This is a genomic window from Candidatus Brevundimonas colombiensis (assembly GCA_029202665.1).
GTDB classification, from domain to species: domain Bacteria; phylum Pseudomonadota; class Alphaproteobacteria; order Caulobacterales; family Caulobacteraceae; genus Brevundimonas; species Brevundimonas colombiensis.
Genome location: CP119326.1, coordinates 77,633 through 100,439, shown reverse-complemented (window position 1 = coordinate 100,439; position 22,807 = coordinate 77,633). Strand labels below are relative to the sequence as shown.

15 protein-coding genes are annotated in these 22,807 nt (G+C 66.1%); 10 read left to right on the top strand and 5 right to left on the bottom strand.

The window, feature by feature from the left end:
• Positions 1-69: 69 nt before the first annotated feature.
• The 8 genes from P0Y50_00380 (at position 70) to P0Y50_00345 (ending at position 11,209) form a co-directional block, all read left to right on the top strand.
• Positions 70-600, top strand: coding sequence for an RNA polymerase sigma factor (locus P0Y50_00380; GenBank protein WEK40095.1), 531 nt, complete (start codon positions 70-72; stop codon positions 598-600).
• Positions 601-708: 108 nt separating this feature from the next.
• Positions 709-1,608: a FecR domain-containing protein gene (locus tag P0Y50_00375; protein ID WEK40094.1), complete on the top strand. Its 900-nt coding sequence runs from the start codon at positions 709-711 to the stop codon at positions 1,606-1,608.
• 140 nt (positions 1,609-1,748) lie between these two features.
• Positions 1,749-5,327: a TonB-dependent receptor gene (locus tag P0Y50_00370; GenBank protein WEK40093.1), complete on the top strand. Its 3,579-nt coding sequence runs from the start codon at positions 1,749-1,751 to the stop codon at positions 5,325-5,327.
• 205 nt (positions 5,328-5,532) lie between these two features.
• Positions 5,533-6,177: a TonB family protein gene (locus P0Y50_00365; protein ID WEK40092.1), complete on the top strand. Its 645-nt coding sequence runs from the start codon at positions 5,533-5,535 to the stop codon at positions 6,175-6,177.
• A 235-nt stretch (positions 6,178-6,412) separates the two neighbouring features.
• A complete protein-coding gene (locus P0Y50_00360; GenBank protein WEK40091.1) occupies positions 6,413-6,973 on the top strand; it encodes a sigma-70 family RNA polymerase sigma factor in 561 nt (186 codons plus the stop codon).
• Positions 6,973-7,944, top strand: a complete 972-nt coding sequence (locus tag P0Y50_00355) for a FecR domain-containing protein (GenBank protein WEK40090.1) — start codon at positions 6,973-6,975, stop codon at positions 7,942-7,944. The genes P0Y50_00360 and P0Y50_00355 overlap by 1 nt, the downstream gene beginning before the upstream one ends.
• Before the next feature lie 92 nt (positions 7,945-8,036).
• A complete protein-coding gene (locus P0Y50_00350; protein WEK40089.1) occupies positions 8,037-10,547 on the top strand; it encodes a TonB-dependent receptor in 2,511 nt (836 codons plus the stop codon).
• A gap of 290 nt (positions 10,548-10,837) precedes the next feature.
• The gene (locus P0Y50_00345) at positions 10,838-11,209 is read left to right on the top strand and encodes a hypothetical protein (GenBank protein WEK40088.1); all 372 of its coding nucleotides are present in this window, start codon (positions 10,838-10,840) and stop codon (positions 11,207-11,209) included.
• A 175-nt stretch (positions 11,210-11,384) separates the two neighbouring features.
• Here P0Y50_00345 and P0Y50_00340 read toward each other — a convergent pair whose 3' ends face one another.
• The 5 genes from P0Y50_00340 to P0Y50_00320 all read right to left on the bottom strand — a co-directional run bounded on the left by P0Y50_00340 (position 11,385) and on the right by P0Y50_00320 (position 20,899).
• Positions 11,385-14,312, bottom strand: a complete 2,928-nt coding sequence (locus P0Y50_00340; protein ID WEK40087.1) for a TonB-dependent receptor — start codon at positions 14,310-14,312, stop codon at positions 11,385-11,387.
• Positions 14,313-14,445: 133 nt separating this feature from the next.
• Positions 14,446-15,438 (bottom strand): FecR domain-containing protein, encoded by a 993-nt coding sequence (locus P0Y50_00335; GenBank protein ID WEK40086.1) that lies wholly within the window; start codon positions 15,436-15,438, stop codon positions 14,446-14,448.
• An 87-nt stretch (positions 15,439-15,525) separates the two neighbouring features.
• Complete coding sequence (locus tag P0Y50_00330; GenBank protein WEK40085.1) at positions 15,526-16,113, bottom strand: RNA polymerase sigma factor; 588 nt, start codon at positions 16,111-16,113, stop codon at positions 15,526-15,528.
• A 45-nt stretch (positions 16,114-16,158) separates the two neighbouring features.
• Complete coding sequence (locus P0Y50_00325) at positions 16,159-18,921, bottom strand: TonB-dependent receptor (GenBank protein WEK40084.1); 2,763 nt, start codon at positions 18,919-18,921, stop codon at positions 16,159-16,161.
• A gap of 142 nt (positions 18,922-19,063) precedes the next feature.
• Positions 19,064-20,899 carry a Ca2+-dependent phosphoinositide-specific phospholipase C gene (locus P0Y50_00320; protein ID WEK40083.1) on the bottom strand — a complete coding sequence of 612 codons (1,836 nt, stop codon included), beginning with the start codon at positions 20,897-20,899 and terminating at the stop codon, positions 19,064-19,066.
• Positions 20,900-21,156: 257 nt separating this feature from the next.
• Between P0Y50_00320 and P0Y50_00315 the strand changes: the two genes are divergently transcribed.
• Both P0Y50_00315 and P0Y50_00310 read left to right on the top strand, forming a co-directional pair.
• Positions 21,157-21,702 carry a sigma-70 family RNA polymerase sigma factor gene (locus P0Y50_00315; protein WEK40082.1) on the top strand — a complete coding sequence of 182 codons (546 nt, stop codon included), beginning with the start codon at positions 21,157-21,159 and terminating at the stop codon, positions 21,700-21,702.
• The gene (locus P0Y50_00310; protein ID WEK40081.1) at positions 21,699-22,715 is read left to right on the top strand and encodes a FecR domain-containing protein; all 1,017 of its coding nucleotides are present in this window, start codon (positions 21,699-21,701) and stop codon (positions 22,713-22,715) included. The genes P0Y50_00315 and P0Y50_00310 overlap by 4 nt, the downstream gene beginning before the upstream one ends.
• The last annotated feature ends 92 nt before the right edge of the window (positions 22,716-22,807 follow it).

Here is a 22,807-nt window from a genome sequence, read left to right as displayed (position 1 = left end):
CGACTGTCCGCCAGTCTTGCGAGCGGGTCGCAATACCTTTAGACGAACGGTCTCCGCGGAAGGCCGTCTGTGTCACCTAACAAATCCCTGCGATCTGAAGACATCGACGCCGTCGATCGGCAATTGCGCGGCATGGTGCGGGGCCAGGTGCGTAGTGCTCAGGACGCGGAGGATCTTGCGCAGGATAGCTGGGCGCGGGCGGTCGCCGCGGCCGTGGGGTCGAGACAGACGCCCATCGCCGACTTGCGCGCCTATCTCTTTCGCACCGCCCGCAACCTCATCGTTGACCACCGCCGCCGCGCGGCCGTCCGTCCGATCGTAGAGGTGGAGGAGGCTGTTCTGCTGTCGGCGGCGGATCCGCAGCCGACACCGGAAGCCGCGCTCATAACCTCCGATGAGCTGAGGCGGATGGACCGGATCATCGCCGCCATGCCCGCCAAGCCGCGCGAAGTGTTCCGGCTGGCCCGGATCGAGGGACTGAGCTACGCGGACATCGGACGACAGCTGAACATTTCCCGCCAGACCGTTCACCAGCATATGACGCGGGCGCTGCTGGCGCTTCAGCTGGCCACGCAGACGGCGTTCGATCAGGAAACCTGACAATCGACAGGGTTATTCGTCCTGTATGACGAGGGACGACCTGCGTTGTCTCACTCCAGGGGGGATCAGGTGAGCGCCAGACGTCCTGTCAGCGGGCTAGATCCCGTCATGCAAGAAGCCACTGAGTGGTTCGTGCAGTTGCATGAGGATCCTCGGGACGATCAGTTGCGTCCCCACTTTGAAGCTTGGCGCGCTGCGGACCCGCGTCACGCGGATGCCTATGAGCGGGTGCGGCGGCTGTGGGGCGCCGCGGCGCACCTGCCGGCGCTGGCACGCGCGCCGGCGCGACCGGATCGGCGTGCGGTCCTGACCGGCGTCGCCGGCCTGGGCGGGGCGGCGATGGCTGTGGCGGCGACCGGTCGGCTGGTGCTGGGTCCGCACCCTTTCGCCGACTATCGCACCCGCGCCGGCGAGGTCCTGCAGGTCACTTTGCAGGACGGCTCCAATGTCACGCTTTCGACCGCCAGCGCGCTGGAGATCGACATCTCCGCGACGGCTCGTCGATTGCGGCTGCTCCAGGGAGAGGCCTGGTTCGAGACCGCGAGCGATGCCGGTCGCCGCCTGAGTGTCGAAGCCGCCGGCGCGACTGTGTCTGCGGCCGACGCGGCGGCGTTCGGCGTGCGGCTGGTTGGCGGCTGCGGTCGTCTCAGCGTCGCGCGGCAGGCGGTCGCGCTGAGCCTGGCCGGTCAGAGCCGACAGTTCGGCGCGGACAAGACCGCCTTGTTTGATCGAACGGGGATCGGCGCTGTGTCTGATCTGGACGTCAACGACTGGGCTTGGCGCGATGGACAGCTGGTTTTCATCAACCGCCCCCTGGCGGAGGTATTGGCCGGCCTTGATCGCTGGACGGGCCTGCGCACCCTGATCCGGGGCCGGGATCTCGCCGCCCGTCCCGTGACCCTGATCACGCGAACGCGCGACGCCGCCGCAGGCTTGGAACAGCTATCGCGCGCCATTCCGATCCGGATCGAACACCTGCCAGGACTGACGATCGTTCGCGAGATGTGAAAATAATAGTCATTCGCACTGACAATCCTCGAGATGCTGCGTCTTTATCAGCAGGGCCGCGCGTCGGGCGCGGTCAGGGGAATGAGGCGTTGATGTATACGAAGCGGGGCGGCGGCCAGGCAGGACTTCTGGCAGTATTGATGGCGTCGAGCGCCCTGGGCGGGTTTCTGGCGACGCCCGTGGCGGCCCAAGCCCAGGCCCAGGTCCAGGTCCAGGTCCAGGCCGACCGCGTGGCGGCCTATGACGTCGGCGCGCAATCCCTGGGCAGCGCCTTGGCGGCCTTCAGCCGGACCAGCGGCGTGGACATCATCTATGGCGCGGGCGTGCCGAACATTCGATCTCCCGGGGTCTCGGGGCGACTGAGCGCGGCCGCTGCCCTGTCGCAAATCCTGACGGGCTCGGGTCTGACCTATCGCTTCATCGACAGCGGCACGGTTCGTCTCGAACCGGCTCCGCAGGCGGCTTCGGGCACAATCCAGCTTGGCGCGGTCCGTGTCGAGGGGGCTTCGGGCAGTACCGGACGGTCCACCGGAGAAGGGCTGTCGGACGATGCGGTTTTCACCACCGCCGCGCCGGTCGAACACATCAGCGCCGATAAGATCGACCGCTATCGCGGCTCCAGCCCGGCGGACATCTTCCGGGGCACGCCCGGCGTCCTGTCCGGCGAGGCGCGCAACGGCGCGGGCGCCATCGATCTGAACATCAGGGGACTGCAGGGTTTCGGTCGGGTGACCACCACCATCGACGGGGCCGAGAACGCGGTCACCGTCTATCAGGGCTATCAGGGCGTTTCGAACCGGACTTTCGTCGATCCGGACTTCATCGCCAGCGTGGACATCGCCAAGGGCGCCGACGCGGCCACGTTCGGTAATGCCGGATCGGTCGCGATCCGGACGCTGGATGCCAAGGACATCGTGCAAGACGGGCAGACCTGGGGATTGCGTTTGCGAGGCGGCCTGCGATCCAACACCTCCGATCCGGTGGCGGGCGCCCTGAGCGGCTATCGCTACGTCTCCGGGACGGGTGTCGCGACGCCGTCGCCGACGGGGATGGATCGGCCCGACACCTTCGAACCGACGGACGGCTGGGGCAGCCTGGTCGGCGCCTTCCGTGGCGAGGCTATCGACCTGCTCGCCGGCTATACCTGGCGGAAGCAGGGAAATTATCATGCGGGCGAGCATGGTCCAGTCGCCGATCCGCGCAACATTGGAACCACCACGACGTCCTGGGGCGCTATCCAGCCGAACACCATGATCAACGCCGGTCTGCTCAACTTCCGGGCCGGCGAAGAGGTGTTGAACGCCCAACTGGAGACGGAGTCCTGGCTGGCCAAGGCCACGGCGCGATTTGGCGACGGTCAGACGCTTCAGGTGGGCTACACCGGCTTCCGCAGCGAGGCGGGCGACCGGATCGCCTCCCGTCTGACCGGCAACACGGCGCAGGGACAGCAGCAGGCCCAAACCGCGGGCACGGCGCTGGATACCTATACCGCCCGCTATCGCTGGACCCCGTCAACCAGCGACCTGATCGATCTGAAGGGCAATCTGTACTGGTCGCATCTCGAACTGCGCAATCCGATCCGGGGAGGGCGGGGCCTGACGCCAGCGGGCATCGGTCTGGATTCGAACTTTAGGGTTGGATCGGACAGCGATCTTTGGGGCGCAGAGGTCAGCAACCGGTCGCGCTTCTTCCTCGACCAAGGTGATCTGCAACTGGACTACGGCCTGTCGTATCGCGCCGAAGATACACGCGGCAGCCGCCATACCGACGCGCTGGAAGGTTGGAACACGCCGCGCAACGGCGCTCGACAGGAGGTTGCGGCCTTCACCAAGGCCGCCTTCACCCCGCTGGATTGGCTGACCCTGGAAGGCGGACTTCGGTACACCCATTACTGGTCCGAGGATCGGGTCGATCCTTATGAGCCCTATCAGGTCGAGTACGGGCGCGTGCGTTTGGGCCTCAAGAAGGACGAAGGCGGCTTCAGTCCGTCTCTGGGGGTGGTGGTCTCGCCCCTCGAAGGGGGGCAGATCTATGTGCGTTACTCCAGCACGCTCCGGGCCCCCGCCCTGACCGAGACGGTGTCAGCCTTTAACAGTTTCGTGGCGACGACGGATATCGGAGCGGAGCGGTCTCGCAACTGGGAGATCGGCGCCAGCTACGGCCGCGACGGCCTGTTCGCTGCGAGCGACAAGGCGCAGGTCAAGCTGGGCTATTTCAACTGGGACGTCGACAACTATATCGCGCGCAATGTGCGGACGAATAAGCCGGACGAGCCCTATTTTCTGACGCTGAACATCGAAAATATCGACCGCGCCAGGTTCGAGGGACTGGAGTTGAGCGGTCGATACAAGACCGGCGGCTTCACCGCCGATCTGGCCACCAACTATTATCTCAACGTCGAATACTGCCGCACTTCCGACACCTGCGGAAACAAGTCGCTGTACGGCGACTACGCCACCAATCACGTGCCGCCGGAATATTCGATCGATCTGTCGCTGGCGCAGACTCTTTTGGACAACAGGCTGACGCTCGGGGGGCGGGTCCAGCACACCGGGCCGCGGGCGATCGGCCACGGCGACGTGACGGCCCAGGGCGCCGGCCAGTTCGTCGCCCTGATCGACTGGGAACCCTACACACTGACCGATCTGTTCGCTGACTATCGACTGACCGGCGACCTGACGCTCAGCCTGAGGGTCGAGAATTTGTTCGACAAATTCTACGCTGATCCGCTGGGCTTGGTGGCTCAACCCGGGCCGGGCCGAACCTTCAGCGCCAGCCTCACGCACCGCTTCGGCGGCGACCAGGCGTTCGGCTGGCTTGCGCCGCTCGATCTCGGCCCTGGCGAAGTCAATCGGGACTGGACCGGCCCTTACGTCGGGGTGGGAACTGGTGCGCAATACATGTCGACATCCGGGACGACGACCAACCTCTTCGGCTCGACAAATCCGGCTGCCGCTTTGGAGTCTGCGGACGAGGATGCGACCAGCGGTCTGTTCTCGATCTACGCCGGGTACAATCATCAGCTTCAGAGCCAGTGGGTTGTCGGGGTCGAACTCGAAGCCGCGCGCACATGGCTGCGCACCACGGACAAGGTGGCCTCCATCAACCCGGACCTGGCCGCCAAACGCTGGCTCGAAAACGCCACCCAGTACGATGTCGATTGGACGGCGGGCATACATGCGAGACTGGGCTACGCCTTCAGTGATCGGCTGTTTGCTTTCGGGTCTGCCGGCCTTGCCTTCGCGCATGAAACCCAGGGCCGAGATCAGTATTGGTCCAATGGCGCAAACCAGGACCAGCCTCTCGGCACGGAGACAGGCCTGTTCTTCGTCGAGCGGGTCGATCGGATCCGAAAGGGTGTCGCGGTCGGGTTCGGCAGCGAATATGCGTTGAGCGATCGGTGGTCGATCCGCGCGGACTATCGCTACACACGGTTCGAAAAGACCGATTTCGACTTCACCAATGCACGCGCGGGCACAGGGCGGGACTATACGGTCACCACAGCCATTCAGGTCGGGACCGAGATCGTGCCCCCCTTTGTCAATCCGGGCGACCCGTTCTGCGACATCGTCCCCGAGCTGTGCTTGCCCTCTGAGCAGCCGGTTTACCGCTATGAGACCACCAATTTTACGGGGACCTCGAGCGTGATCGACGGGCGGCGCGCATCGAACGACATGGATCAGCACGCCCTGAGGGTCGGGCTGACCTATCGGTTCTGAGGCAGGGGGGATGAACGGCAGTCAATCGACGTCTCGAGCCCTCAGCCTGAAGGATGTGACCCGGGAAAACCACGACCGTCTGGACGCCTTCACAGCCGAAGCTGCGTCTCGTCAGACGGTTGAGCCTTACGAGCCGGGTTCAGCCCGGATCGTAAGGCGACCGCGGCCGCGCAGGCGCCGATGGGTCTTGGGCGTCGGACTGTCTGTGGGGCTGCATGCCGCGCCCCTGCTGCTGATGGCGGGCTATTGGGCCACGCGTCCGACGCCAGTCACGCAAGCGCCGCCGGTGTTCGAGGTCGAACTGGTTCGTCTTCAGGCCCCGCCCTTACCGCCGTCCGAACAGCCGCCCGGGCCGGAGCAGATCGAGACCAAGGTCCGCCCGATCACGCCTCGTCCGCCGATTGAGCCTCGTCTCGCCCTCAATCCGCCGCCGAATGTGGAGCCATTATCCGTGCCTCCGCCTCGGCCGCCTGTTGACCCCGCGCCGCCGCGTCCCGCCGCGCCCGAGACGACGGCTCCGCCCAGTCCGCCAGCCCATCCCGCCATCAGTGCGGCTTCGAGCCGGTCCTGGGAAGGCGAGGTGCTGGCCCATCTGGAGCGCCGCAAACGCTATCCTCCGGAAGCGCGGTCACAGCGGCTGGAGGGGGTGGCCATGGTGCGCTTCTCGATGGACCGACGCGGCCGGGTTCTGTCCGTTGATCTCGCCCGATCTTCAGGACACGCCGTCCTGGATCGAGAGGCCATCAGCCTGCTTCGACGCGCCCAGCCTTTGCCAGCTCCGCCTGCGGAGGTGGCGGGCGATCCTCTGAGCCTGACCGTGCCGGTCGAGTTCTTCCAAAGGCGACGGTGAATTAAAAAGGTGTTGTCCGGGCCGGAACCGCCGATCCCAGCAGCGCCGCGCCAAAGCGTTTTCAAGTCGTTTTGGGGACGCCTGTCCGATCGTGAGCTTTGCAAGGTTCACAGAGGCGGTGCGCGCCAGTTCGCTTAGGCCATCGATCGCCTTCGACCGCAGGCGGAAGGCGTGAAACGGAACTGTCGTCCATTCGACATCAGGCGGTGACGGTTCGGCCTCATCTGGGCGTCTCATGAACCAGCCGGTAGAAACACGCGACGCTGCGGCGGCCCTGTCCGAGCGGCTGTCCACCGACGCAGCGTTCGCGGACCTGACCCGCCGTCTGCGACGACCGCTGATGCAGTTCTTCCTGCGCCGGGCCATGTCGCCGATGGACGCCGAGGAGATGGTTCAGGATCTGTTCGTCCGTCTGCTGCGGCGCGGCGACCTGTTCAGCCTGGACAATATCGATGGCTATGTCTTCGAGGCGGCCGCGAACGTGGCGCGGGATCGGGGTCGCTATGACCAGGCGCGCGGCCAGGGAAGACATGTCGATATCGACGACCTGAGGCCGGAAAGCGAAGAGCCGGGCGCCGAACAGATTCTGGATGGGAAGCAGCAGTTGAAGCGGATGTTGGCGGCCTTGGAGGCCCTGCCGCCAAGGGCGCGCACGGTGGTGATCCTGCGGCGGCTGGAAAACCTGACCTATCCCCAGATCGCGCGTCGGTTGGGCATTTCCGTCAGCGCGGTCGAAAAACACATGGTGCGTGCGATGACGGCGCTGAAGCTCGATTTGATCGAGGGGAGGCGTTGATGGTTTCCATCCCTGTCGACGCCGGCGACGCCGCCGCCTTCTGGTTCGCGCGCATGAACGGCGGTGTGACGCCGAGCGTGGAGGACGAGGCCGGGTTTCGGCGCTGGCTGGATTCCGATCCGGCCAATGTCGCCGCCTATCGAGACTGCCAGACGGTCTGGCGGATGCTGAACGACGAGGCGGCCGAGCCTGAGGTGCTGGCCCTGCGTGCGGCCGCGCTGGGACAGGTCGAGCCACGTCTGTCGCGTCGGGCGATGTTCGGCCTTGCAGGCGGAGCGGTGGCCGCGTCGTGCGCGGGGCTTTGGGTTCTGACGGCGCCATCGCCGGCCCGCGCCTTGATCTCGACCAAGGCGGGGCAAAGGCTGAATGCGACCTTGCCGGATGGGTCGGAGGTCACCCTGGCGCCATTGACGCGATTGAGGCTGAGCTTCGAGAACGGAAGACGCTCCGCCACGCTGGAGCGGGGTCAAGCCTGGTTCGATCTGAAACCAGACGCGGCCCGCCCGTTCGCCCTGCGTGTCGGCGACCATGTGCTGACGACAGAAGGAGGACGGTTTCAACTGACCGTAGCGGGCGATCGGCCTGACGTCGTGGTCGAACAGGGCGTGCTGACGGTCGCCGAACGACACGGCGGCAAGGCCTCCGTGCGCGTGCCTGCGGGGCGGAAGAGCGATGGCTTTACAGTGACCGCAGCGGATGTCGAAGCTGAGACCGCATGGCGCATGGGCCGGCTGGTCGTGCGCGACCAACCGCTGTCGCAGGTGGTGGCCGCCTTCAATCGCTATTCCGGCGAACAGTTGTCGATCGAGGACAGCGCGGCGGGCCAGAAGCGGATCTCGGGCTCGTTCCGATATGACGGCGGACGCGAATTCGCCCTGGCGCTGGCGAGCGGATTCGATCTGTCGGTGAAGCGGACGTCGGACGGCGTGTGGCGCATCCGGACGCCTGAAGGAACGGCTACGGTTCGATGAAATTTCCAAGACGGGGTGGGGACTCGCAGGTGCGCGTCCGTTCCTGAGAGCGAACCGGCGAGATGTCGGTGAACTCTTTCCGGGGGCTGCCAATGACCTATCTTTCGCCGAACTCATCTCGTCTGAAGCGGGGCCTGCTGGCCTGCAGCGCCGTGGTCGCGCTCGCCGGCGCATCGCCTGCGCTGGCCCAGAATGCGACCCCGCCGTCGCAACCCGTCGCCTTCGCCATCGAAGGTCAGTCGCTGGAAACGGCGTTGACCAGTTTCGCCCACGCCGCGGATGTGCAGGTGGTGTTCGCCCCCGAGCTGGTGCGCGGCAAGCGTGGCAATCGCGTGGTCGGCATGATGCGGCCGGCCCAGGCCTTGCGCGAGATTCTGGCCGGGTCGGCCCTGGTCGCCGATCAGGTCGGCGAGCGCACCTTTTCTGTTTCGCAAGCTGTCGCCCAGTCCGCCGACGCCACCACCCTCGACGAGGTGATCGTCACCGCCCAGAAGCGCGCCCAACGCATTCAGGACGTGCCGCTGGCCGTCACCGTCGTGGACGGCGCCGACGCGGCGCGGCGCGGCATCGACAGCGTCACCGGCCTGGTCGACGAGGTGCCGGGCGTATCGATCAACTATGCCTTTGGCGGCGCCAACTATGGTCTGATCAGCATCCGCGGCATCGGCGGGGCCGACGATTACAAACCCAATGGCAACCCCTCGGTCGCCCTGCACATCGATGGGGTCTATCAGACCTCGAACGCCTATCTGGGCCTGCCGCTGTTCGACCTGGACCGGATGGAAATCCTGAAGGGGCCGCAAGGCACCCTGTATGGCCGCAACACCACGGCCGGCGTCATAAACGTGATCACCAAGGGGCCTGGCGACGTGGTCGAAGGCTCTGGCCGGATCGAGGTCGGCAGCTATGACTACACCGCCATGGAAGCGGCCGTCGGTGGACCGATCAGCGAAAAGGTCGGCGTGCGCGTGGCCGTGCTGGCCGAACAGGGCGGCGGCTTCATGACCGGCGCCGGGGCCGGCGATCTGGCGGGCTTCCGGCCGATCATCGGCGGCGTGGTCCAGACCCAGGTGCCGGCCATTGTCGATCCGGGCCGACGTAAAGGCTTCGGCGACAAGGATCTGTTCGCAGGTCGCGCGACCGTGGCGATTGCATTCACCCCCGAGACCAGTCTGACATTGAAACTGTTCGGCAGCCGGGACCGGGGCGATACGCGACAGTACGACCGCATCTCGGCCGCGCTGGACACCAACATCGCCAACGCCGGCGAGAACGACGATCCGTACGAGTTCTACTCGTCCGAATATCCGACCCAAAGCATCGACATCTACGGCGCCTCGGCCATGTTGCAGCACAGGCTGGGCGACAATCTGATGCTGGCCGTCATCGGCAATGCTCAAGGCGCCAAGCGCTCGATCCAGGGCAATGGCGACGGCTCGCCCTATCCCGCCTCGCGTTTCGATGCGGACGAGAAGCTGAGCCAGACCTCGCTGGAAATGCGCCTGAGCGACGACACCGGCGGCCGTCTGGATTGGATCGCGGGCGTCTTCTACGTGTCGGACGACATCGACTTCGACACACACTGGACCAGCTATACGGCCCGGACCAAATACGACAATCTGCACAAGCAAAGCCGCAACAGCCTGGCTCTGTTCGGTCAGGTTGATTACGATCTGACCTCGAAGCTGACCCTGTCGGGCGGCCTGCGCTACACCCGTGACGAGGCGACCTTCCGCGGCCGCAACGACGACCTGAACCCGTGGGGCATCTCGACCTTCACCACCACCTTCGCCACGACCAACCCCTTTGTTTGGGACCGGTCGTTCGAGGACGACAATGTGTCGGGCCGGGTCACTGCGAAATACGCCTTCACACCCAGTCTGAACGTCTTCGTCTCCGCCGGAACCGGCTATCGCGGCGGCGGCTTCGACGGCACCTCCATCTTCACCCAGGCCGAGACCTTGCCGTTCGATTCAGAGACGGTGACGGCCTATGAGACGGGGCTGCGCTGGGCGACGCCGCGTCTGCGGGTGTCGGTGGACGCCTTCTCCTATCGGTTCAAGGAACTGCAGGCGACGACCCGCCTGGCCAACGACACCAACGGCCGCGCCAACGTGGGCGAGGCCGAGAGCAAGGGGGTGGAGTTCGCTGTCAACGCCGTGCTGTTGGAAACCGCGAACCAGAGCCTGGACTTCGACGTGGCGGCGGCCTTCCTCGATACGGAGATCCTGTCGTTCAGCTCCGCTCGCGTCGCGGATGTCCTGTCGACGGTGGGGGATCCGCTGCCGGGGGCGCCCGACGTCACGGCGACGGCGTCGCTGAACCATAATCTGATGCTGGACAACGGCTGGCGCCTGAACTCGCGCCTGTCGGTCTCGCACCACGGCGAGGAGTCCAACCGCCTGAACGCCGCGCCGGGAAACACCGCCGAGGCCTATACCCTGCTGAACGCCCGCCTCGAGTTGGAAACCACGACCCAATGGGCCATTTACGCCTATGGCCGCAACATCACCGATGAAGTCTATTTCCCCGAGCTGAACGGCGCCTCGCGGCTTGTCGGCGCCCCGGCCACCTATGGCGCCGGGCTGCGCTATAGCTTCTGACTCCAATGCGCCGTCGCCTCATCGCGGGCGGCGGCGTCAGCAGCTTAAGTCGGCGGACCACAGCTTGATCGACCTGGCACCAGATGTGGTGGGTGGCCTTGATGCGCGCGTCCAGACTGTCACTTTCGAGCGTCAGAGCCTGGCGCAACAGCCGTCGGCCCAAGTTGCGCAAGGCGGTCATTAAGAGGGAAACGCGACATGCTCGCCGGGCTGGGCATGTTCGCGGCTGGCTTTGTGCGGCGCATGTCACCGCCCAGACCGTCAGTCCGTGGGCGGCGCCAGCCGAATGGGTGCGCTATGCAGAAGATGCGACCACCACGATCAGCGCCTGGCTTGGCGAGGACGGCGAGCCGGCGACACGGTTCCGCACCTATCTCGACCAGACACGCCCGGCTGTGGATCAGCCGACGCCGCCGCTGGAGTTGCGGGTATGGATCGACCCGGATGGCGCCGTGTCGCGCATCACATTCCCCCCGTTCGCCCATGAAGAAGCGAACGCCAGCCTGCGCGGCGCGATCGTGGGTCGTCGTCTGACGCCGCCGCCGGCCGACATGCTGCTGCCGATCCGCATCGCCGTGCAACTGGACGCGCCGGCCGCCGAGCCGGCCTTGGCGCCAGCATCTCGACCAGCCGAGCGTCCGCTCCCTCGCAACCAGATATAATGCGCGCTGGAGGTCTTCCATCGTCGGACTGCCAGCACTGGCAGCGGCGCCACCGCGTGTCGCGGTGTGGGCATGTCAGCGCACGACTGCGTTGATGTTCAGTTTGACTCGCGTCGGTCTTTTCGGGTGCGCGTGTTGATTTCAGCTTGAGGGGATAAAGCGCAGGCCTGTTTTCTCACCAGTTGAACTCCAGGCCGATCGTCATCTGTCGACCTGCTGAACCGAGTTGGAGAAGGCGGGAGGGCGTTCGGTCGTAGGCCAGGTCGCGTGTGTCGGTCAGGTTCGTGGCGGCGATGGACAGGCGCGTGTCGGCGGTGATTCGATAGGTGGCCTGAGCGTCCAGATAGCCGGCTGCGTCGACGATGAAGGCGGACACACCGCCGCCCTGCAGGTCGGCCTCGGAACGGAAGGCCGATCGCCACGACCACGACAGGTTCATCTCGAAAGGCCCGCGTTCAAGATAGGGGTTGATCGACCACGCCAGGTCGGAGACGCCGGTCAGGCGTTCACCGTCCGGCAGTCGGCTGTTTGTCCAGGTGGCGCTGGCCCAGAGGCCTAAACCGCCGCCGAACCGATGGTGCAGGCCCGCCTCAAGCCCGTTGACCCGGGCGTGACCGACGTTGTGTGGACGTGACATCAGCACCTCCGCCTGAACCGCCGCACCCGTTCGCGTCTCGAACGTCAAGGTCTCGGTCGCGGAAGTGGTTTGAATGAAGTCGTGGATCGTCTTGTGGAACAGGGCCAGGCTGAAACTGGTCCGACGGCCCGTGACCTCATAGGACAGGTCGAGGTTGGTCGAGACATAGGGGGTCAGCGCCGGATTGCCGCCGATCCCGCTGAAGATCACACCCGGCTCAGGCTGGTCGACGGCCGCCTGTCCCCGCTCGTAGATGTTGGACACCAGGACGCTGGCGGGCACGGTCGAGGCGCGCAGATCGGCCAGGGACGGCCGGGTGATCGTGCGTGACGCCGCCACACGCACGGCGACTTCGTCGGTGACGGGGAAGACCATGTTCAGACTGGGCAACAGGATCGCGTGGTCGCCGTCGAGCGCCAGGGGCGTGACCTGGGCCTGTCCCGCCACCTCGGCCATCCGTGCGCCCTGAACATGGGTGCGCGTCAGGACCAGCCGCAGACCGGCGTTGCCGGAATAGGGCAGGGCGGCCTGGCGTCGGTCGAAATCCACCCGGACATAGGCCGCCGCAACCTCCTCCTTTACGCGATAGGCGTTCTGTAGATCCGATCCGGTCGGCGCCAGATCATCGGGTCTGAACACGACGTCTTCGCGCTCTGGACCCAGGGTGAAGGCGTCGCGAACCCGGTCAAAGCCTGGCGTGCTCCAGGGGCCCGGACGCCGTGCGACCAGATCGGCGAAGACGTCCTGCGGCGTGACGCCGTCGTAGAAGCTCGCCAGGTCTTGCTGGCCTGCACGTAACGCCGCACGGCGATCGCGACGATCATAGTTACGGCTGCGGGTGCGAAACTGGATGCCTGTCTTGATCGACGAAAACCGAAAGCCCGTCAGCGCGCGTCCCAGGTCGCGATGGGCGTCAAGAGCGGCGGTCAGGTCCTTGTCGTGGGATTCCACCGCCCTGACATTCAACTGCGCCAGCACCAGTTGAGCGGGGCCCAGCAGGTTGAAATCGGTCGTCAGTCGTGCGGCCCGGCGCGCTTCGCCTGCGTCGCCCAGGTCGAAGGCGTAGGCGACGCCCTGTGGCGACTGGGCCGAGAGACGCTCCAACGGCGTGTCCAGAACCGAATGGGCGCCGGAAAGGCTGAGGCGCGGACGCAGCCGCCATGGCCCCCGCTCAAGGTCCGCGCCGAGAGAAACGGCGAAATTCAGGTGGGACTGGTCGGAAAACTCGGTGTTGTTATCGATCCGTCCGGCGTCGATCACGCCCGCCGTGACGACCCCGTCGTCAATCCGTTGAATGGCGTCGGGCGTCGCCAGCCGCTCGCCCAAGCCGAAGACCAGTCGGTCCTCGCGGATGGCGTTGTCGAAGCTCGAGACCAGGGCGTCGAAATCCAGACGAACGTCAGGCGCGACGGTCCAATCGGCGCCGAGGAAGGCGCTGCGACGGCGGCGATCCTCGCTTTCGACCGTCGTGCGCAGGTCGTTGGGCGCGGCCAGTCGCCGGCCGTCCACCTGCACATCGCCATATCGCATGACCTGGAACCGATCGTAGCGGACGGATCTCTGATCCTGCGACAGGCCCGCGACCAGGCCGACCGCGCCGGTCGCGGAAATCCACCGACCGGCCGACGAGAAACCGGGGCGGGTGCGTCCATTTCGCTGCGTGTGCTCGCCCCCCAGGCGCAGGGTCACGAAGGGATCGCCGTCAAGTCCGCCGGTGGTCTCTATGTCGATGTTGGAGCCGATGCCGCCTTCCGTCATGTCCGCCGTCGCAGACTTGACCAGATGCGCGCCTGCCAGAAGATCGACGGACAGGGCGCGAAACCGGAACTGTCGCCCGCTTTGGGTCGAGTTGCGGATGTTCTCGTTGAAGGCCACCGGCACGCCGTTAAGCGTGACCGATTGAAACAGCGGGCCCAGGCCGCGCACGCTGACGAACTGGCCTTCGCCCACCTCGCGCTCGATGGCCACGCCCGGCGCGCGCTGAAGAGCCTCGGCCAGATTGGCGGAAGGCAGGTCGCCGAGCCGTTCGGAAGACAGGCCGTCGGATATGACATCGGCGTCGCGCTTGCGACGCAGCGCCCGGTCGATCCGGTCAGACAGGCGGCCGACGACCTCGACAGCCTCCAGTTCGGTCGTTTCAGATGGGCGCAGCGCGTTCGGCCGTGGCGCGGTCGGCCGCGCGGATGGGGCGGCGACCCAGATGCGCACGCCGCGCGATCCGACGAACCGATAATGCACGTCGGTCCCGTCCAGCATCTGCGCCAGGGCGACCCGCCAGCTCATTCGCCCCTTCACCGCGCGTGTCCGCACGCCGTGGCGCGGCGGTTGGATGAAGGCCAGTTCGCACCCGGCCTCCACGCAGAGGCGCAACAGGGCCGAAGAGGCGTCCTGACTGTCGATGTCGAAGGCTTGAACCGGCGCCGATGTCTGCGCAAAGGCGGGTCGGCCGGTCGCGCAAGCCAGCACCCATGCGACGCCGCAAATTACGCATCGTGCGCCGGAGAGCGATGCAGCGAGCGGTCGCACGGATTGGCCTCGGAAAAATGGTCCGCGACGCTCTTAGCGCAGCGCCGTGACAGGTCTGCGATGTCCCATTGTTTCAATCGGCCCGGACGATGCGCCGGGCGCCGTCGGGGCTTGGCGTCATGCGGATCGGCAAAAGGGCCGTCAGCCGGTCTTCGATCGCATCCTCGCCCTCCAGAGGCAGCACCATCGTCACCCGCATGCGGCCCAAGGCAGGATCGGTCAGGACCAGGGGATGATCCGAGTATCGGGCCACGGCGGCAAGTACGACCGACAGCGGCGCATCCTGGAACACCAGCCGCCGCTTGCGCCACGCCGTCGCCGTATCGACGTCGGCGGTCGTTTTGCGGATGCCGGGTTTTCCGGGCGTGAAATCGGCTCTCTCGCCCGGCGACAAGATAAGGGCGTTCGCCAGTGCGTCCCTGGCCGTCGCATCACGGCTTCCCACCGCGACCCGCCCCTGCAACAGAGAGACCTCCGCACCGTCTTCGGTCAGGGCGGTGACGAACTTGGTTCCGGTGACGATCACCCTGCGGTCGCCGACCGCCACCTGGAAGGGACGGGCGGCGTTGTGGGCCACCTCGAAATAGGCTGCGCCCCGTTCCAGCGTCGCGCGGCGGGCGTCGTCGCGCAAGGCGACACGAACGGCGGACCCGGCGTCCAGCGTCATACGTGAGCCGTCCTCCAGGGCGATGTCTGTGATCCGGCCGGACGCGGCTTCATAGAGCCGACCCTGATCCTTCAGCATCGAAGGCAGAACAACGACGGCGGCGATGGCGACGGCGGATGCGGCGAGACCGGGAGCGAGCAAGGTGCGGCGTGTCATCGATGGACGTGGGCTGCGGCGCAGCGTCGCCAAGTCGTCGGCGAAGACGCTTCGCAGCGGTTCCAGCGCCGCCTGATCGGCCTTGGCCTGTTCGTACTGGCGCAGGTGGTCGGGGTCCGCCCTCAGCCACGCCGTCAGCGCAGCCTGATCGTGCGCGCCCGCGTCCGGCCGCGCCATGCGGGCCAGCCACGCCTCGGCCGTCCGGGGGCGGGCGGCGAGAAGGATGTTCAGGCGCTGCAGCATCAGCGTGGCGGTTTCCTCTTCAATGCGTCGGGCGGATTGTCCGCGCGGCGCGTCTTACAAAACACAACGATCCAGGGAAGCGACACCTCAGTCGCCGCGCGATTTCTTCAGTTGGCGGAGGGCTTCGGCGATATGTTTCTCGACCATGCTGACCGACACGCCGAGCCGTCCGGCGATCTGGCGATAGGTCAGGGCTTCGAACCGGTGCAGCAGAAAGGCGCTGCGGGTCTTGGGCGGCAGGGCCCGGATCACGGCGGCGGCGGCGGCTAGGTCCTGACGCTGGATCAGGCCGGTTTCCGCATCCAGTGTCGCGCTGGCCAGACCGCGCGGGCCGTTGTCCAGATCGTGGACATCATGATCGCTGCGGCGCGCGGTTTCGCGCCCATCGGCCTTCCAGCGGTCGCGCTGGATGTTGCGGGCGATGACGAACAACAAGGGCCGGGCGTCCGGCGTACCGAGCGTGTGACCGGCGCGGTGAAAGCGCGCGAAGGCTTCCTGAACCACGTCCTCGGCGTCGCCTTCAGTGGCGTTGCGGCTCTTGCGCAGCAGATAGGCGATCAGATCGGCGCGGAGACGGTTGACCTCGGCCTCAAGCCCGGCGTCGCGCGCAGGCGCAAAGACGCCTCCCCCTGAGAAGGAGGAGGCGTCGACGCGCGGCGAACGCACGGGGGTCATGCGCGCGCCCGGCGGTGAGGGCCGCAGGTCAGGTCCACGACGGGATCAGAACTCCATCCGAAGGCCCAGGTTGATCCGGCGTCCCGACAGTTCGCGCATCGTGGGGAAGGACGGGTCCATCGTATAGCCCTTGGTCGCCTCGTCGGTGACGTTGATGCCTTCCAGACTGATCTGAAGGGCGTCGGTCGCGCGATAGCTGGCGGACAGATCGACCTGGCCGTAACCCTCGCGCCAGATCGGATACATCTCATAGCCGATGCCTTCGACGTATTTGTCCTTGTAGTTATAGGACGCCCGCGCCTGGAACCTGGCGTTCTCGTAGTAGAGGGTGACGTTGTAGGTGTTGTCGGCCAGGCCGACCGGCGGCGTGGGAATGCCTAGCTTGGACGATCCCGTCAGAGAACTATCCAGCATCGTATAGTTGGCGTTGATCCCGAACCCTTCCAGCGGCGCATAGAACTGGCCGAACGGGACCACGGCGACCAGTTCGACCCCGCTGATCTCGTAGGAACCCGGCTCGTTGATCGGCTGGTAGACGTCGAAGGTATAGACGCCGTCGACGGTGCCGTTGGCGTTGTATTTGGTGACGTTCGGCACCGTGCCGGTCAGGGCCTGGCGCACCACGCCCTCGATCTCCTTCCAGAAATAAGAGACCGCCAGCAGGCCGCCGTCGCCCAGATACTGTTCCAGGCCGACTTCCCACTGTTTGGCGTAGGTGGGTTTCAGGTTCGGGTTGCCGTCGGTGAAGCGGAACGAGTTGAAGCTGGCCGTGCGCTTGTAGGCCAGATCGGTCAGCGCCGGACGCATCAGGGTCTCGGACGCGGCGGCGCGGAAGATCAGGCTGTCGGTCAGTTCGGCCGTCACGTTGATGCTCGGCAGCACCTTGTCATAATCGCCGTCGCTGGACACCGGATCGGACGTATAGCCGGTCGAACCGTTCGGTTTCTGAATTTGGTGATAGCCCGAGGAGGTGACCGAGGTATCGACGTAGCGAACGCCGCCGTTCACCGAAACCGGCACGGGACCGATGTCGAAGTTCAGGTCGGCCATGGCGTAAAGGGCCAGAACCTTTTCGGACACCTCGTAATAGTCGCCGACGTTGAACGGCGTGTAGAAGCCGTCGTAGCGGAAGGTGCGCCGGGCGTAGTCGTTGGACACCTGGCTCCAGTTCAGGTCGCGCACGCGGAAACGGCCGCCGGGAACCAGATCGCCGATGGCCGTCAGTTCGCTCTGCGACATCGGCCGGTTCAGATAGTCGACACGGCCCGCGCCCGTGCCCTGGACCTTCAGTTCGCCATACTGGCGTTCCTTGGACTTGTCGGTGTAGCGCGCGCCGACCTGGATGCTGGTCAGGGCCGGCAAGAAGTTCAGGCTCAGATACTGGGTGAAGTCGATCTGGGCGGCGTATTTGTCGTCCTTGATATGCTCCAGCGTCGTCTCATAGGCCTCGAACAGATAGCGGTCGGGGCTGTTGTACATGTCGATCGAGGCGGGGTTGGCGCTCTTGATCGTTTCGCCACCATCGGCCGTCCAGCGCGTCCGCGACGGCGCATAGGCGACGTGCTTCAGATTGGCGTAGTCCAGCGTCTTCTCGGCGCCGGAATAGCCAGCCAGGGCGTGAAGCTTCCAGCTGTCGCCGCGCCAGTTCAACTCGGTCCCGAACTGGCGATAGTCGGTCTCGTTGATCTGCTCCTTGCTGAGCATTTCGTGTTGGGTGGCGGTGTAGGAGACGTCGCGCAGCACCACCAGGCCCTGGTCGGCCAGGGTCGTCTTGTCGAACTCATGGATGGTCTCAAGCGTCGACCGGCTGGAGGCTGAATAGGCCGCCGCATCATACTGGTCCTCGGTCGTCTCATAGCGGCCGATCAGGGCGTCGAAGGCCAGGCTGAAGGTGGTCGAGGGACGATACTGAAGCGACACGGCGCCGCCCCACTGGTCCTGGGTGTTCAGATAGGCGCGGTCGCCGACCTTGTCCTGGAAGATGATCCGGTCGGTCTCGGCGGTGTTGGCGCGGTTCTGAACGATGACGCCCGCGTCGCGCGCCAGCACGGCCTGGGCCTGGGCGCCCCGCGCGCCGGTCGATGTGGCCAGGAAACGGGTCAGGGGGCGGAAGTTGATGCCGGATTCGGAGTCGGTGCGGTTGGTGCGGCGTGCGGTCGAGAAGGACACCAGACCGCCCCAGTCGCCCCAGGTGTCGCTGGCCAGGAAGGACAGTTTCGGATCGGTCTTCTCGGAGATGGAGTTGTAGGCGCCTTCGGCGGACGCGACGATGCGGCGCCCTTCGTAATCGAAGGGGCGGGCGGTCGAGATGTTGACCGAGCCGGCGATGCCGCCTTCCTCGTCCGCCGCGCGAGGCGACTTCTGCACCGTCACCTGCTGGATGATTTCGGACGCGAAGATGTCGAACTCCACATCGCGGCCGCCGCTGCCCGAGGCCGTGGCCAGACCGTTGATGGTGACGAAGGTGAACTCGCCGGGCAGGCCGCGCACCGACACGCGCTGGCCCAGACCCTTGTTGCGTTCGATGGTCACGCCCGGCATGCGCTGAAGCGCCTCGGCCAGGTTCTGCTCGGGGAAGTTGGCGACGTCGGTGGCCACGATCGAGTCCGAGAAACCGACCGTCTTGCGCTTGATATCGACGGCTTGTTCCAGGCTGCGGCGATAGCTGCCGGTGACGATGATCTCGTCCACCTGGGCGACGTCGCCCTGAGCTTGCCCCTGCGTCTGACCCGCCGTTTGGGCGAAGGCGGCGAAAGGCGAAACGGTCGCGACGACAAGCGCCGTCGTGCCGAGAATTCGGTTCTTCATTTGGACAGACCCCCAGAGAACATGACGCGCTTCACCTGCGAAACGCGACGACCGATCCACGGCGTCATGCCGGCCGATCTACCGCCCTCAACGACGCCGCAGCCTCGCCCCTCAATCTGTGACGGTTGATTTCATTCAATCTTCACCGGGTTGTCGTGTTCGGCGACGTGCCCGTGTCCGAACGGGCCTTGGCCAGCGCGGCCTGAACCTCGGCGCGCGCCGCCTCCATGTCGCGCCGGAAGGTTTCCGAGCGTTGTTCGGCGCCATAGAGGACCGCGCCGGACAGTATGCCCGCCTCGACGGCGCTGTAGCTGTGCGAACCGCAGATGAAGCGGCTTTCGGCGAACTCGCGTCCGCGCGCGTAAAGCGCATCGGCCCGCTGCGGCGCCAGTTCGGCCAGGATCATGGCGATGTGCATGCCATGCGCCGAGTGGCCGGACGGATAGTCGGGATTGCCCGCCAGATGGTCGCTCTTGGCTTCGCAGATCGGCAGGTCCGTACCGATATAGGGACGTTTGGTCCCCCAGTAATCCTTGGCCAGGCCGACGACCGACCGGTCATTTCCTGAGCGGTCCAGAAGAGCGGTCAGCACCGGCGCCGTCTCGGGCGTCAGCCGCACGCCCAGCGCCTGGGCGAAATGATCGTATTTGTCGCCATCGACGTCTGCGGTCGCCAGTCGCCAGCGCGCCCCGCCCTGAAGGGCGCGGGTCTCGCGGAAAATCTCGGCGTTGGCGCGGTCGCGGGGCGAGCCGGGCGCGGGCGGCGGGGCCAGGACCTGGGTCAGATCCGGCCGATCCGCTGGCGACAGATAGCCCCGAACCGGCGCGCCCGCGACCATCTCGACCGCCAGCCCGTCGCACCGCGCCTCTGTTCGAACGGGATTGCAGGCGGCCGCCTGGGCGCCGGGCAGGCGGGCTTCATAGGCGGGGAACCGTGGGTCGGCCCAGTAGTAGTCGGTCGATACATATTGCGCGCCGCTGGCGAAGGCGGCCGTGCGACGGCTGATGTCTGCGGTTCTGGCCTCTACGGTGTCGGCGTCGGCGCGGGTGCGGACGATGAAGCCCTGACGCACGGCGGCCTGAATGCGGTCCTTTTGCACCACGGGGTCGTTCAGCGTCAGATAGGCGGCGGCCGGGCTGGCCTCGTCGGTATTGACGAACATCGCCCGTCCTTGAAGCGACGGGCGTCCTGCGGAATAGGCGCCGACCTTCTCGGGCCCTTCGTCCAGGGCGAAGAACACCTTGCCGCGCGCCTGACCCAGCGTCGGCCAGCCCCCGGCCAGCACGCCGTCGCGCAGGGTCGCGTGGTTACCCCGCACCTGATCCGGCGTAATCAGACGGCCTGCATCGAAGACCGCCCGGATTTGGGCGTCCAGCGCGTCCCAGGCTGCGGCGTCGAACGCCAGCGGCGCCACGCCCCCCGGCATGGAGGGGCTGCCGGTCTTGGCGTTCAGCATGATCAGGATGGGCGCGTGGTCGGGGTGCGCGGTCGACCAGTCGCGGATCTGCGTCAGGCAGGCCGTGAAGGTCAGGCAGGAGGCGCGGAAATCCACATCGGGCATGTGCAGGACCTTCATTCCCGGCTGCGTCATGGCGGCGCGGAAACTCGGACTGGTCGGCGCCTCATGACCCGGACCGCCCAGGGCCGAGGCGGGCCGCGCATATCGGCCGCCGTCGGGATCGTTCAGCACGTCGATCTCAAGCTGACGTGCGCCCGCGTCCAACTGCTCCACCAGCGGACGGTGGCTGTAATCCAGGCCCCGGGCGGCGGGATTGACCGCCGTCATCGCCGCCAGTTCCGCCTCGGGAATGGCCAGCTTGTAGCTGTTGTGGGTTCCGACCACGGCTATGTCGTTCATGCGCAGCGATCGGTCCATCCACGCCCGCGCGCACGCATCTCCGCCCGCTGCGCGCACATCGGCGGCGGTCGGCTCGCAAGGCGACGCGCCCAGAAGCAGGGCGATGATAAGGGCGCTCATGATCGATCTCCGTGGGCGGCGTCAGGAACCGGCCATCCTTCACACAACGACTGTGAACCACGCCTCCTCAACAGGGGCGTGACAAAGACGGCTTTGCGTCTGGGGCGGCGGGTTCGGTTTGTCGTACTGAGCTGGGCCGCCAGGCCGGTCTTCGTCGGTCCTGGCGGATTCTTTCACGCCTTTGACTTCAAAATATCAGCGTCCTGTCATCGCGTAACGTCAAGGCAAGGCGTGTTTGAGCGTGTCGCGGCAGGTCCATGGCGGATGGAAAACAGGTCACCGGCCAGCGGGACAGGCGTTCGCTGAACTACCTGCTTGCGCGCTATGGCGTCGACATCCGCACGGCTCTGGTTCGACGTTACGGCGCCGAGCAGGACGGCGTCGACGACGCAATGCAGCAGGCGTTCCTGCGATTCAGCACGCTGGAGGATCGGGATCAGGTGGCGGACCCCCGCGCCTTTCTGTTCGTCATGGCGCGCAACGCCCTGAAGGACGCCATACGCCGCGCCGACAGTCAGAAGCGGCGTTGGAAGGCGCTGGCCGAGGTGGAACCCGTGCACCACGAACTCAGTCCCGAAGAGGTGCTGCTGCAACGCGAGGCGCAGGAGGCGCTTGAGCGCGGCATAGCGGAGCTTGCGCCCCAGGCCCGCGAACTGCTGCGGCTGAGCCGCATCGAAGGCCTGACCTATGCGGAGATATCACGATTGACAGGACGGTCGCCGGCGGACATCAGCCGCACGATCACGCGGACCCTGATCGAACTTCGTCGCGCCGTGAAGGCGCGCGCGACGGAGGCGGCATGACAGGATGCGATGAAGTCCCGCCGATCGAACAGGCGATGGAATGGCTGTCACGCCGTTGCGGGGGCGGCCTCAGCCCTGCGGACGGGCGCGCGTTTGATCTCTGGCTGGCGGCGTCGCCGCACCACGCGCAGGCCTATGCCGAAGCCGAGGCCCTGTGGGCCGGACTCGATTGGTCGACGCGTCTGAACCAGGACAGCCTGAACCCCGCCAGTCCGGGCGTGGACGGCTCACGGCGGGCCTCTCTTGCGTCACCGGACAAGTTGACGACGCAAAACGCTCGTCATCGTCTCACGCGCCGCGGCCTCGTTGGACTGGCGGCGGCCGTCGCCGGTGTTGCGGCGGCGCCTCTGGCGATCAACGGGTTCGGGCGAACGACACGGCGTTTCGAAACCGAGGTGGGCGAAATCCGCCACATGGCCTTGCAGGATGGGTCGCGGGTGTCTCTAGGCGGCGACACGGTGCTTTCAACGCGCTTCAGCGACCATGAGCGACTGATGCGTCTGGATGCCGGCGAGGCGTTCTTCAACGTCGCCCATGATCAGAGCCGCGTCTTCAGGGTCGTCGGCGCTGGACTGGTGGTGGAGGCGCTGGGAACAGCCTTCGAGGTCCGGGTCGGCGAAAAGAGAGCGGAAGTCTTCGTTGAAGAAGGACGTGTGCGCGTGACCGCCAAGGCGTCGGGCGAACAGATGATCCTCGGTGCGGGCGAGCGTGCGGTTCTGGATCAGGACGTGCTGAGACGGACAGCAATTAATCCGGCCGCCGTGGCGCCATGGCGACGCCAAAGGTTCAGCTTCATCGACCAGCCGCTGTCGGAGGTGGTTGCGGATGTGAACCGCTACTACCGGCCGAGCGTGGTCGTCGCCTCGCCCGAACTGGCGGCGCAGAAGGTCACTGCCGCCTTCACGATCGAGCAGATTCCTCAGGCGCTGGAAAGCCTCGCCAATGAAATGGGCGGGCGTCTGACGCGCCGGTCCGACGCCGACGGCGAGGTCACGCTGATCCTGAAACGCTGAAGCTTCTTGAAGATTTGATGAAATCGACGGGATCGCTGGAAGGGCGCGAGAGCAGGCGCGTCTAGGCGGCGTCGAAGCTTTTGGGGGGCCGT

Bases quoted from the DNA above. Each gene is read 5' to 3' on its own strand.
- P0Y50_00355 (WEK40090.1), top strand. From the start codon at position 6,973: ATGGTTTCCATCCCTGTCGACGCCGGCGACGCCGCCGCCTTCTGGTTC.
- P0Y50_00375 (WEK40094.1), top strand. From the start codon at position 709: ATGCAAGAAGCCACTGAGTGGTTCGTGCAGTTGCATGAGGATCCTCGG.
- P0Y50_00370 (WEK40093.1), top strand. From the start codon at position 1,749: ATGGCGTCGAGCGCCCTGGGCGGGTTTCTGGCGACGCCCGTGGCGGCC.
- P0Y50_00325 (WEK40084.1), bottom strand. From the start codon at position 18,921: ATGAAGAACCGAATTCTCGGCACGACGGCGCTTGTCGTCGCGACCGTT.
- P0Y50_00330 (WEK40085.1), bottom strand. From the start codon at position 16,113: ATGACCCCCGTGCGTTCGCCGCGCGTCGACGCCTCCTCCTTCTCAGGG.
- P0Y50_00310 (WEK40081.1), top strand. From the start codon at position 21,699: ATGACAGGATGCGATGAAGTCCCGCCGATCGAACAGGCGATGGAATGG.
- P0Y50_00360 (WEK40091.1), top strand. From the start codon at position 6,413: ATGAACCAGCCGGTAGAAACACGCGACGCTGCGGCGGCCCTGTCCGAG.
- P0Y50_00315 (WEK40082.1), top strand. From the start codon at position 21,157: ATGGCGGATGGAAAACAGGTCACCGGCCAGCGGGACAGGCGTTCGCTG.
- P0Y50_00350 (WEK40089.1), top strand. From the start codon at position 8,037: ATGACCTATCTTTCGCCGAACTCATCTCGTCTGAAGCGGGGCCTGCTG.
- P0Y50_00320 (WEK40083.1), bottom strand. From the start codon at position 20,899: ATGAGCGCCCTTATCATCGCCCTGCTTCTGGGCGCGTCGCCTTGCGAG.
- P0Y50_00335 (WEK40086.1), bottom strand. From the start codon at position 15,438: ATGCTGCAGCGCCTGAACATCCTTCTCGCCGCCCGCCCCCGGACGGCC.